At 31.3% G+C, this 11,866-nt stretch carries 16 protein-coding genes and 1 other RNA gene; 7 read left to right on the forward strand and 10 right to left on the reverse strand.

The window, feature by feature from the left end; all coding sequences use genetic code 11:
• Positions 1-178: 178 nt before the first annotated feature.
• Entirely contained in the window at positions 179-421 is a 243-nt protein-coding gene (locus BUB82_RS09885; RefSeq protein WP_073193460.1) for a hypothetical protein, read from the forward strand.
• 63 nt (positions 422-484) lie between these two features.
• Here the strand turns inward: BUB82_RS09885 and BUB82_RS09890 are convergent, their stop codons facing one another.
• Positions 485-1,144, reverse strand: coding sequence for a hypothetical protein (locus tag BUB82_RS09890; RefSeq protein ID WP_073193461.1), 660 nt, complete (start codon positions 1,142-1,144; stop codon positions 485-487).
• A gap of 219 nt (positions 1,145-1,363) precedes the next feature.
• Between BUB82_RS09890 and BUB82_RS09895 the strand changes: the two genes are divergently transcribed.
• Genes BUB82_RS09895 through BUB82_RS09905 form a run of 3 tightly spaced genes read left to right on the forward strand, consistent with a single transcriptional unit; the run spans position 1,364 to position 3,329 of the window.
• A complete protein-coding gene (locus tag BUB82_RS09895) occupies positions 1,364-2,014 on the forward strand; it encodes an alpha/beta fold hydrolase (protein WP_234949780.1) in 651 nt (216 codons plus the stop codon).
• 5 nt (positions 2,015-2,019) lie between these two features.
• Positions 2,020-2,958: a lytic transglycosylase domain-containing protein gene (locus BUB82_RS09900; protein ID WP_073193462.1), complete on the forward strand. Its 939-nt coding sequence runs from the start codon at positions 2,020-2,022 to the stop codon at positions 2,956-2,958.
• 2 nt (positions 2,959-2,960) lie between these two features.
• Entirely contained in the window at positions 2,961-3,329 is a 369-nt protein-coding gene (locus tag BUB82_RS09905) for a sulfite exporter TauE/SafE family protein (RefSeq protein WP_073193463.1), read from the forward strand.
• 1 nt (position 3,330) lies between these two features.
• Here BUB82_RS09905 and BUB82_RS09910 read toward each other — a convergent pair whose 3' ends face one another.
• Positions 3,331-3,783: a TlpA family protein disulfide reductase gene (locus tag BUB82_RS09910; protein ID WP_234949781.1), complete on the reverse strand. Its 453-nt coding sequence runs from the start codon at positions 3,781-3,783 to the stop codon at positions 3,331-3,333.
• Positions 3,784-4,067: 284 nt separating this feature from the next.
• On the opposite strand from BUB82_RS09910, the gene BUB82_RS09915 reads away from it, so the two are divergent.
• Both BUB82_RS09915 and BUB82_RS09920 read left to right on the forward strand, forming a co-directional pair.
• The gene (locus BUB82_RS09915; protein ID WP_073193465.1) at positions 4,068-4,646 is read left to right on the forward strand and encodes a hypothetical protein; all 579 of its coding nucleotides are present in this window, start codon (positions 4,068-4,070) and stop codon (positions 4,644-4,646) included.
• A complete protein-coding gene (locus BUB82_RS09920) occupies positions 4,643-5,383 on the forward strand; it encodes a response regulator transcription factor (protein ID WP_073193466.1) in 741 nt (246 codons plus the stop codon). The genes BUB82_RS09915 and BUB82_RS09920 overlap by 4 nt, the downstream gene beginning before the upstream one ends.
• Here the strand turns inward: BUB82_RS09920 and BUB82_RS09925 are convergent.
• Positions 5,380-5,895, reverse strand: coding sequence for a tetratricopeptide repeat protein (locus tag BUB82_RS09925; protein ID WP_073193467.1), 516 nt, complete (start codon positions 5,893-5,895; stop codon positions 5,380-5,382). The genes BUB82_RS09920 and BUB82_RS09925 overlap by 4 nt on opposite strands.
• Positions 5,896-6,107: 212 nt before the next feature.
• Between BUB82_RS09925 and rnpB the strand changes: the two genes are divergently transcribed.
• An RNA gene (rnpB, locus tag BUB82_RS09930) (RNase P RNA component class A) lies at positions 6,108-6,419 on the forward strand.
• A gap of 12 nt (positions 6,420-6,431) precedes the next feature.
• On the opposite strand, the gene miaE is transcribed toward rnpB, so the two are convergent.
• The 7 genes from miaE to BUB82_RS09965 are packed head-to-tail and all read right to left on the reverse strand — an operon-like array spanning position 6,432 to position 11,641.
• Positions 6,432-7,013 (reverse strand): MiaE family protein, encoded by a 582-nt coding sequence (gene miaE, locus BUB82_RS09935; RefSeq protein ID WP_073193477.1) that lies wholly within the window; start codon positions 7,011-7,013, stop codon positions 6,432-6,434.
• Positions 7,013-8,830 carry a DNA polymerase III subunit gamma/tau gene (locus BUB82_RS09940; RefSeq protein WP_073193468.1) on the reverse strand — a complete coding sequence of 606 codons (1,818 nt, stop codon included), beginning with the start codon at positions 8,828-8,830 and terminating at the stop codon, positions 7,013-7,015. Before BUB82_RS09940 ends, miaE begins: the two co-directional genes overlap by 1 nt.
• Positions 8,831-8,889: 59 nt before the next feature.
• Positions 8,890-9,933 (reverse strand): endonuclease/exonuclease/phosphatase family protein, encoded by a 1,044-nt coding sequence (locus tag BUB82_RS09945; protein ID WP_073193469.1) that lies wholly within the window; start codon positions 9,931-9,933, stop codon positions 8,890-8,892.
• Positions 9,933-10,097: a YqaE/Pmp3 family membrane protein gene (locus BUB82_RS09950; RefSeq protein WP_073193470.1), complete on the reverse strand. Its 165-nt coding sequence runs from the start codon at positions 10,095-10,097 to the stop codon at positions 9,933-9,935. Before BUB82_RS09950 ends, BUB82_RS09945 begins: the two co-directional genes overlap by 1 nt.
• A complete protein-coding gene (locus tag BUB82_RS09955) occupies positions 10,094-10,813 on the reverse strand; it encodes a hypothetical protein (protein ID WP_073193471.1) in 720 nt (239 codons plus the stop codon). The genes BUB82_RS09950 and BUB82_RS09955 overlap by 4 nt, the downstream gene beginning before the upstream one ends.
• 36 nt (positions 10,814-10,849) lie before the next feature.
• Entirely contained in the window at positions 10,850-11,329 is a 480-nt protein-coding gene (locus BUB82_RS09960; RefSeq protein ID WP_073193472.1) for a DUF2231 domain-containing protein, read from the reverse strand.
• Entirely contained in the window at positions 11,330-11,641 is a 312-nt protein-coding gene (locus BUB82_RS09965) for a hypothetical protein (RefSeq protein WP_073193473.1), read from the reverse strand.
• Positions 11,642-11,866: the final 225 nt, after the last annotated feature.

Genomic DNA, 11,866 nt, shown 5'->3' on the forward strand with positions numbered 1-11,866 from the left:
ATTTATAAATTATTGATAAAAATACAACATTTAGCTTTAAGTTGTAGCTTTGCAATTATAACCTTGTCAAAATAAAATCTATGGAAACTCAGGTGTTTATGATGCCAGGAATGGCAGCTAATCCTACAATATTTGAGCATATTAAATTGCCTGATGAGTTTAAAGTGCATTGGTTAGATTGGTTGACCCATTAGGAGATGAATCTTTAGAATCTTACGCAAAACGCTTAAGTGAACACATACCAAAAAATGATGAGGTGGTTTTAATAGGCGTTTCGTTTGGTGGTATTATTGTGCAAGAAATTCATAAGCTAGTTAATGCTAAAAAAGTAATAATTATTTCAAGTGTCAAACATTGTAAACGCTTAGGCTATTCAAACCCAAACTATCAATATAGTGAGCAATTAAAATTAATATTTTAAGCTTAAAAATAAAACCTACCCAAAATTTTAGTTAGGTTTACTAGTAAAATTATTAGTCAACTATTATGGTCTTGGTGGAGTTATTTCTTCTTCTTCGTAAACTGTTAAAGAACAACTACCTTCACATGTGCATTCTACTCTACCTTCTCTCATGTAGAATCTTTCTCTACAAGTCTTACTCTCATCGTCACAAGATCCCGCACAACTATAAATCTTTTTACCACCTAAAGATTTATTTTGGCTATTTGTTTTTAACCAAAGCATAGTTTGAACTTGTTTAACATCAGGAAGATAAAATTCGAAAAATGCAGCTTCGGTATCATTTTCTTCCTTAAACACTATTTTTCTAACACCAACTTCATCAAGGCCATATTCTTTTCTTATGAGATAAGTGAAATCTTCAAGAGCTTCTTCTTTAATTTCTTTGTAATTACTTTTACCCATTTGTCTCATATAAAAGCTACAAGAACCTGCACATCTACATTCCCCAATTTGAGTCGTCGTCGATATAATTAAAATACACGCTTTACCTTCTTCGTCGCAACCACCTTCACAACCAATTTCTATATCAGCATCACTAATTGTGGGAGGTATGTAGTTTTTAGACTCAGTTTTGATGTTTTGAGTCTCGTTCAAGTCTTCAGTGTTCTCTTTGCTACAAGATAAGGTAATAACTGAGAATACAATTAAAATTAAAGTTGAATATAAATTAAATTTTTTCATAATTTTCTGATTTAAATATTAATATTCAAACTTAACTATAATAAATTAATTTTAAATTTTCATTTTCCGTAAAAAAAGTATGGATTTTGCAAACCTATTGTCAATATTTTTTTGTATGTAGAAATCACAGTTATTCTACTTTTATAAAGTATTGATAAAAATACAACATTTAGCTTTAAGTTGTAGCTTTGCAATTATAACCTTGTCAAAATAAAATCTATGGAAACTCAGGTGTTTATGATGCCAGGAATGGCTGCTAATCCTACAATATTTGAGCATATTAAATTGCCTGATGAGTTTAAAGTGCATTGGTTAGATTGGCTTGACCCATTAGGAGATGAATCTTTAGAATCTTACGCAAAACGCTTAAGTGAACACATACCAAAAAATGATGAGGTGGTTTTAATAGGTGTTTCGTTTGGTGGTATCATTGTGCAAGAAATTCATAAGCTAGTTAATGCTAAAAAAGTAATAATTATTTCAAGTGTCAAACATGAAAATGAGTTGCCTCCACGAATGAAAATCGCACGTGATACAGGTGTTTATAAAGTTTTACCTACGGGCGTTTTTAATTATTTAGAGCAAATAGATAAACTGCCGTTAGGTGATGTCGTAAAAAAACGCATACAATTGTATAAAACTTATATGTCCATGAGTGATAAACATTATCTTGATTGGGCAATAAAACGCATTTTAAATTGGGAACAAACTCAAGATAATACTAACTTTGTACATATTCATGGAGATCAAGATGGTGTTTTTCCAATCAAATATATAAAAGGCTGTGTGACTATTGAAGGCGGAACACATCTCATGATTTTAAATCGTTTTAGATGGTTTAACGAGCATTTACCAAATCTTATAAATTAAAAATTATGCAAAATCAATTAATATCTAATACTTTAAAAATAGTAGGCGTTTTAACAATCGTTGGTTTAGGGTTTATAACTGTTTCGGCTTTTATAGATAATGAAGTTGATGCCGTAAGTACTTCAAAAGAAAACAAAAGCTTTGAAGAAGATTACAATGTTTTTGCTTTAGAAACCCCAGAAAATTTGAACTTCGCCGGAGAGAGAATTCCGCTTGAAGACCCAGATATTTACGAACGCTTTGATCGTGAATTACTTGTAAATACTTATTGGCAATCTAATGCATTACTTTTAATAAAACGTGCAAATAAATATTTTCCTTTAATTGAGCCTATTTTGAAAGAAGAAGGTGTTCCAGACGATTTTAAATATTTAGCTGTCGCTGAGAGTGGATTAACCCAAGTAGTATCACCTGCTGGAGCTACAGGTTTTTGGCAAATTATGAAAAAGACTGCTCGTGAGTATGGTCTAGAAGTTAATGATAATGTAGATGAACGCTACCATATTGAATTGTCGACTCGTGTAGCTTGTGAGTATCTAAAAAAAGCGAAAGAAAAGTTTGGATCATGGAGTTTAGCTGCAGCATCTTATAATCGCGGAATGGCAGGTATTCAAAATCAATTAGACCGTCAAGAAACTTCTAATTATTACGACTTACTATTGAATGAAGAAACTAGACGTTATGTATTTAGAATAGTAGCTTTAAAGACAATCTTGTCTCAACCAAAAGCTTATGGTTTTCATTTTGAAGCTGATGATTTATATGAATTACAAGCTTACAAAATTGTTGAAGTTGATACAGCAGTGGCAAATTTTGCAGATTTTGCTCGTCAATTTAATTTGAGCTACAAAACACTAAAAAATTATAATCCTTGGTTGCGTGATAAAAATCTAAATAATTCTTCTAGGAAGCTCTATCAAATTAAAATTCCACAAATGAAATAATCATGGCTTTATCAACTTTTTTGCTTTTAGTTGTTATAGGTGTTTTAGGTGGCTTTGCTAGTGGTTTGTTAGGTCTTGGTGGTGGTATAATAATGGTGCCATTCATGCTTATTTTTCTCAACTATTCACAGCAACAAGCTCAAGGTACAAGCTTAGCTATTTTAGCCGTTCCTGTAACATTTATTTCGGCGTACAATTACTATCAAGACGGTGAAATTAATTGGAAGTACGCCCTAATTATGGCACTTTGTTTTATTGTAGGTGGTTATTTTGGATCAAAACTAGCAATTACGATTAATCAAGCACTTTTAAAGAAAATATTTGGTGTTGTAATGCTAATCGTAGGTCTAAAAATGATTTTTGGTAAGTAAACTAATCACTAACTAAGTGATTGATTTGTTTCAAGATGGCACCTTCAAAAATTTCTTTAGATGTTTCGCTATCGAAATGAAATGGCGTACTTACTGGTCTTTCTATGAGCCTAACTTTTTTATGCTCGTCAATCAGGTAAACTACTGGCACGCCTAATACATGTTTTAAAGCTTTAATTATATAGTCATTTTTATAAGTTAACTCATTGATGTATACAACATCAATCACACTATTATATTTTCTTCCTTCACTTCTCATTCTGGACTTTTTGTCCCAAAATAATACAACGAACTTTATTTTGTTTTTAAATTTTTTAGCAAGCTTATTTAATGTAGGTATTTCACCTTCACTAGGTAAACACCATGATGAACGTGTTTGTAAATAAATAGGCATTTCAATATCATAAAGTGCTTTCGATTTAGATCTAAATCGGCTCCATCTAAAATCATTCATTTTTTTATTGATTAGTTGTTCTTGAATAAAATTCTTAAAAATTTTATTTGCCTTATCAAAATTTTGTTTGAGGTAGGCTCTTTCAATATCGTATGAAAACTTTTTTTGATGATTTAAAATACTTTCAAAAAATAAATCATTACTTTTATTAGAGTTTTGTTGAGCCGTACAAAAAAGGCAGAACAGAAAGTAAATGATAATATTTATTTTCATATTTCAAATATTAATATAGTTGAAAATTAATAATAAATTCACACAATTTGTAATTTTAAGTTAAAATATTTATGACTGATCTTAATAAATTCAGAATACTCTACCATGATGTCAATAGTAATTTGCAGTCAGTTATTGCTTTACTTGAACTATCAGACTTACCTAATGATAAAAAATACAGTCGGGTAAAACCATATTTGTTAGCTATTAACTCGTTATATGCGTCTTTAACTCGTGATCAGCCTTATAAAGCAGAAGTCGATTTAAAATCTTATTTTTTGAAGTTTGAGCAAATCTTTGATTTAAGTTTGCTTAATTCAATTAAATTTGATTACCAAAGCATAAATAACAATACTATTATAAAAGCTAAAGATGCTGTATATCTTGGTTTTTTAATTTATGAATTAATTTTTACAACTCATTTAGATGACCAGAATTCATTGAATAATGATGATCTTATCATAACTTTTGAAATTAAAAATGCCACTTTACAAATTATGTATGAGAGCCCGCATTCAAAACCAAGTGATTTTTTTAACAGCATTGAAAATCAATTGAAAAACTTCACTTTATTTAAAATTATTTATCAACAATTAAAATTAAATCATAATTTTACAGAAGATTTAGTTAAAATAGAATACAATATATGAATGCACGCATAATGGTTGTTGAAGATGATTTACCACTCAAGCTTCAACTGGTAAAGATTTTAGAAAAAAATAATTATGATGTTATTCACAAATTTGAAAGTGTTAAAGAATGTATTGATGCTATTGCTTCAATTGTTCCAGATCTCATTTTGCTTGACATAAATTTAGAGGGAAAAAATGAAGGTATTCAAATTGGAAGTTACATTAGCCAAAATACTGATATCCCATTTTTTTACATCACAAACTATTCAGACTCTTCAACTCTAAGAAGAATTCAAACTACAAGTCCTACAGGTTACTTGTCTAAGCCACTGCGCGAATCAGATATAATTAATAATATTGCAGTAGCTCTATATAACACAAAGGCTAACGACGAAGATAACGCTAAAGAAGTATCTAAAAAGGAAAGTGAAGAATTTTCTAAGCCCATACAGCGTGTAATAACTTACATTCAAAATAACCTTAATAAACCAATTGATACTGATGTTCTAGTTGAAATTTCAGGCTGGAGTAAATTTCATTTTATCAGAAAATTTAATGAAGAAATAGGTACAACGCCACATCAATACGTTATTGAACATCGTTTACAAGAGGTAAAAAAGTTATTGAGAAACACAGATCTCAACATACAGGAAATCGCTAACGACTTGGGTTTTAACTCACCTTCTAGCTTAAATCAATCTTTTAAGAACAGATTTAATATTACGCCTTCAAAATACAGAAAAGGTAAATACTAAATTCGTTTTAATTGTTGTTTCATCATTTTAATTTGATCACCCAACATGTTATGCTTATCTAAATCTTTAGCTTCTTTAATTAAGGTTTGAGCTTCTCGTTTTCTTCGCTTAGTCATTGCTATTCCTGCTAAGTTAATTTTTGCCATAGCTAAATCATGCTTCATGGCAAGTCCAAGTTTAATGGCTTTTTTGAAATACTTTTCAGCTTTATTCATATTTTTTTGTGATAGCATTAAGCCATGTAGATAGTTGTAATAACCTTGTTGTTTTTTAGTTAAAGCTGCTTCTGGATTCTTGATTTTGTCTAACCAATTTTTAGCACCTTCAAAATTTTGTTTTCTTAATTTTAGAAATGCTAGAAGAATAAATTCGTTTTTAAAGTATAGAAATATAAAAATACCAGAAAATAAAATTAAAGCAATGCCATTACCAATTTGTGATTCTGTAAATTGATATACAGCATAAATAATGATTAAGCCTGCTATTATAAGTTTAATATTTTTGTTGTACATGATATTTATTATTTCGCTGCAAAAGTACAAAAAACTGTGATTCAACTTACATATCTATAAAGCAATATTCAAGTTGTATGTTTTTAATAAATAAGTACTTTTTTAGCTTATGATTCATAAGTCAAAAATTACAGGTTTATTTCTGTTAGGGTATGAAAATTAAATTCTACTTCATTAATTATAGACAACCCAATTTTACACGTATCTTTGCCAAAGCAGGTCGCCTTATCGCGCTTTTTAGTGAGGAAAGTCCGGACACCAAAGCACAGCGTAGCGGGTAACGCCCGTCATTTGTTTTAATGACAAATCGGACAAGTGCAACAGAAAGAATGTACAGGTTAAGCTGTAGTGAAATCAGGTAAACTCTACGCGGTGAAATACCAAGTAAACCAAGGCTCGAGGCTTGTGCGGCCAATCTTGGAGGGTTGGTAGATTAGATTTTAATAGTAATATTAAAACCAGATAAATGATAAGGCGTTAACTGAGGTTAACGACAGAATCCGGCTTACAGACCTGCTTTTTTATATCATCACAAACTAGCCGTGAACACCTGTGCCTTTTTCAAAACTTTTTACAACTTCAGCTTCATAATTTAATAAGTCTTGCCATTTTTGATCAACAATTTCACGATCTCCATATTTTCTAGCAAAATTTAAAAACATCGTGTAATGGTTAGCCTCACTAATCATTAATTTTCGGTAGAATTTACGTAATTTCTCATCCTGAAGTTCTTCAGAAAGTAACCTAAAACGCTCACAACTTCTTGCTTCAATTAAAGCAGCATATAATAGTCGGTGTATTAATTGGTCAGTTCTGCTGCCACCTTTCGGGAAAAAACGAAGCAATTGGTTAACATATTCATCTTTTCGATCGCGTCCTAACTCAATCTTACGCTCTTTTAATAAATCATGCACAAGCTTAAAGTGGCTCATTTCTTCTTGCACTAAAGCCGTCATTTCAGTTACTAAGTCTTCATATTCGGGGAAACTCACAATTAATGAAATAGCCGTTGAAGCCGCTTTTTGTTCGCAATAAGCGTGATCGATTAAAATTTCAGAAATATTTTTTTCAGCAATATTTGCCCATCTTGGGTCTGTTGGTAATTTTAGTCCTAGAATCATGATTTCAAATCTAAATCAAATGTTTGTCTTAATTTATCTAAACTTGGATAGCTTTTAACCAGTTTATCATATTTTTCACGATCGGTGTATAAATACTTAGTATTTTCTTTCTCATTTTTATGCACCACATCAATTTGTAAATCTAAAGTGGTATTATCCAGCTCTTTTTTTAAAAAGCCCATCAAGTCTCCTTGTTGCTGTAAAATTTCAGCTTTCATCGTATCATTAGGCACCTCAATACAAATTAAATTTTCTTTTGCTACAGGTTTGCACATCCCGATCGAAGTCGCTAATATTTTTTGGCCTTTGTTTTTAACTTTTTTAGCAAAGGCGCCCCAAGAACGTTCTAAATCTTCTTGTGAATATTCAGACAAACGCTCTGTTTTAGTTGACTCTAATCGTTCTTTCTCGGCTTTGAGAGCTTTTTTATGCTTAATAGCTTTTAAAGATAAGCCTGAAGGTTTGGCTTCTTCTACTTGAGTTATAGATGAATTTACTTCTGACGCTGTGGCCGCTTTTTTAGTAGGACTTTCAACTTTTTTCTGAGTAGAAATAGCAGGCTCTGGCTGCTCAGTTTCAGTTGAAGTTTCTACACTTTTTTGATTTGCTGGTTTTTCAGTTGTATGTGCATTTTGCTTTGTTCCATTAGCTTCAACTGAAGCGGACACCTCTTTTTCTGGTGTTTTTACTTCAGATGGGCTTATGATTTTTGGTTCAGCTTTTTTTTTTAAGTCAGGATTATTTTCAGAAGTAATAGAGGCTAATTGCATCAAACAAATTTCCACATGTAAACGCTGATTTCGACTCAACTTATAATCAAAATCACATTGGTTGGCAAGCTTTAACGCCGTTTGTAAAAATGGCATATTTGTTTGTTGCGCTTGTTCAAAATAGCGTGTTTTGGTTTGTTCGCCAACCTCAAGCAAAGCAATTGTTTTTTGGTTTTGACAAACCATTAAATCTCTAAAATGGCTAGCTAGACCACTTATAAAATGCTGTCCATCAAAACCCTTGGCTAAAATATGGTTGAATTTAATTAAGACATCAGCAATTTGGTTGTGTAGTAATAAATCTGTGACTTTAAAATAAGTTTCGTAATCAAGAACATTTAAATTTTCAGTCACTGCTTGTCTTGTCAAATTCTTGCCACAATAGCTAACCACACGATCGTAAGTAGAAAGTGCGTCTCTCATGGCACCATCAGCTTTTTGAGCGATGATGTGTAGCGCATCATCTTCGGCTGTAACACCTTCTTTTTGGGCAATTTTTTTGAGGTGTTCTTTAATATCAGTTACCGTAATTCGTTTAAAGTCAAATATTTGGCAGCGCGACAAAATTGTAGGTATAATTTTGTGTTTTTCGGTTGTGGCAAGGATAAATATAGCATGTTTTGGTGGTTCTTCTAATGTTTTTAAAAAGGCATTAAAAGCTGCTTGCGATAACATGTGTACTTCATCTATAATATAGACTTTGTATTTTCCTGTTTGTGGTGGAATTCTAACTTGGTCAGTTAAGTTTCTAATATCGTCAACCGAGTTGTTTGACGCTGCATCAAGTTCAAAAACATTAAAGCTAAAATCAGAATCTTCTATATTACTTGCATCAGGGCCAAGTTCTTGTTGGTTAATTGTTTTTGCTAATATTCGCGCACATGATGTTTTGCCTACACCACGTGGACCAGTAAATAATAAGGCTTGGGCAAGATGGTCGTTTTTAATAGCGTTGAGTAAAGTATTGCTAATGGCTTTTTGGCCAACGACATCTTCAAAGTTTTGAGGACGATATTTTCGAGCAGATACAACAAAATGTTCCATAGAGCAAATATAAGTTTATCTCTAAAAATAGGGCTTTAATATATTAGTTTTTGAAAAAATTAAGTAACTTGATTAATGGTTTGGTTGGCTTCATCAAGATCTTCAGGTTCAAATTTTGGTGCTTCATGAACTAGCTCGGCAACAGATTGGTATTGAAGTTTGGTTAGAATAGGGAAGTGGTCTGAATTAATACTTGGCAAAACCTTAATATTTTTAAGTGTAAAATGGGCCGAATGGAAAAAATGATCTAACGGCCATCTCAAGAGCCAATATTTTGCATTAAATGTGCTAAAGCGGCCACGACCAATTCGGCTATCGAGTAGGCCACTAATTTTTTTAAATAATTCAGTAGATTTAGACCAAGCTACATCATTTAAATCACCACAAACAATACTAGGGATTTTAGCGTTTTTAACTTCTTTGGCAACCATTAATAATTCGGCATCACGTTCTGTAGACGCTTCGTTTTCAGTTGGGCTTGGTGGTTTTGGATGCAAGCCGTAAAATTGAATATTCTGACCTGACTTCAACTGTAGTTGGCATGTAATCGAAGGGACATCGTCTTCAACTAAATTTCTAATGTTGAGGTGAGATAGTTTTAATTTAGAATACAAATGCATTCCATATAAGTTTTCTTGTGGAATTTTAACTTGGTCTGTGTAATTTTTGGTGATTTCAGATAATGCATTTTCCCAATATTTATTGGTTTCAAGACAAAGTAAAACATCAGGTTGGTGCTTTTTTATTAATTTGATTAATTGATGAGTTGATGTGTTAGTCATGAGCACATTACTGACTAGAATGCTGATTTCTTGGTCAGGAATATTTTGTTTTGTGCTTTTAACTTCAACAGGGTAAATGCGGCTGTATTTAATGATTTTTTTGACTTGGTAAAGGCTTGCTAAGACGAGTATTGTAAAACTTATTAAAAACCAAGTTTCGGTTTGAAAAAGACTTAAATTAATGACGATTAAAAGAATATTTAAGCTTAAAAATTGAACTCGAGGAAAATCGAAAAAACGAACAGACCAATGATCTATTTCAAGAAATGGTATAATGGCAAATGTACTTAATAAAAAGTTACTTAGAATTAAATACAGCATTAGTTGTCGTGTTTTGCAATAAGCCAAACGGCATGAACAATACCTGGAACAATACCGAGAATTGTTAGTAATATATTAAGCCAAAAGGCAGGTTTAATGCCTACGGTAAAAAATACGCCTAATGGTGGCAAAATTATTGCAAAAATTAATCTAACTATGCTCATGTGGTTTGATAATTATGAAGTTTTTGATGGAGTAAACGCTTAATTTTAAAGTTTTGTTGAGGTAAGATAAAATATGATGTATATAAAATGTAAACACCCAAAATCATAACTAGATACATAGTCACTAAAAAGATTTCATCTAATAAAGCACCAGTATTCGCTTTACTTATTTGTAGCGGAAACTGAACTAATATAAGCGTGACCATACCACTATTACCACCAGTTTTAATGGTTTCGTTAATGAGACTCGCTGTATGACTCTTACGTGATTTATTTAGTTTACGCTGATGTCTAAAATGTAGGTAAAATGCACCAATTATAAATAAAATTGCAAACGTTAAAAGATAGTAAGCTTGCCAACCTAAACCGAAAAACAGGTAGTAAACCAAAAAAGCTAATAATAGGCTTAATAAAATATTTTTACTTAAAAGTTTTTCTAAGCTGTATTTTATTGAGACTTTTAGATAATAGGTTTGAAGTTTTTGAACAATTGTATCATTTCGATCAGAGAACCCATAAATACCGTAGGTTTTAAATTGACGTTCAAGTGCTGTTTCAAATTTAAGGTCAGGGTTTTGTTCCCATTGTTGTTTTATACCTTCTGCCAATTCTTTTACGAAAATACGCTGAACATCAACATAAACAACAAAATGTTCACGTGTGAATTGGTATAATCGCTTTAAGTCACTATACTTGAGCTTTGGATTTTCTTTCATGACTTAAATGTAAAGGATAAAATCTAATAAACAAAATTATTCAAATTCTCGGCAGTCTTCGCTAGGAATATTAACGCCAGCTGCTTGGTTATAAACAAGTTCAGCGCCAAGGTGACCAACATAAGTTAAAATTACACAACTAACGATTAAGCCAATTAAAACAGCATACGACTGCCATTTGTTAGAAATTTTAAAAATTTTAAGTTTCAGATTAAACTCAATTAAAGCTATTAAACTAATTATATAACCAAGATACAATGCAAAGTTTTCATGATTTTTTAAAACTGTAGGATCACAGATTGTTCTAGAAACTTCGCCATCGGCTTGGGAACCTGTATAATAAGCTATCCAAGTACTAATTAAACCTAACCCAATTAAGATTTGGGTTGTGCTCTTAAATTTGTGATTAAACAAACTTAGCAACTTAAACAAAGTTGCTAAGATGATGATTACAATTGGAAAATGAACGCTAAGCGGATGATAAACTGCTGTTCGCCAAAATTCAATTTCTTGCATTTATTTCAAAACTTTAACTGAAATTGGGTCTAGACGTTTTCCAACTTTTTCAACTTCAACTTCGACGTTTTGGTTTTCTTTTAAAATTGAAAATTCTGCCATTTTACCATTTTGCATAAGTTGAGTTTCTTCAGTAAAATAGAGTTCAAGCGTTTTGCCATCGTCAGTTTTAACATAAATTTCATTTTTATCAGCTTCAACTTCAGATATTGTACCTTGGTAGGTTCCTGATTCCACAACATCAGTTGAATGGCCACAGGCAATCAGTAAACTTGTAAAAATTAAAATTGAAAGTGTTTTAATAATTTTCATATTGATTATATTTTCTTCAAAGATAAAGAATTTAAACTCGACATTTATGGTAAGAAGTCTATGTTTTTAAATCTATCCTATAAATTTATAATTTTAGGTTTGTTGCGTTAAGTTATTTTATTGAATATCATTTTGTCTTGTCCTGAAATAGGTTGATCTTTTTTGGGTTAAAAATTTCATTCATAAATATCGTTTTTATTCACGTAACATTGATAACTTTTTTTA

Origin of the sequence: Psychroflexus salarius (assembly GCF_900129035.1) — a bacterium.
Lineage (GTDB): Bacteria > Bacteroidota > Bacteroidia > Flavobacteriales > Flavobacteriaceae > Psychroflexus > Psychroflexus salarius.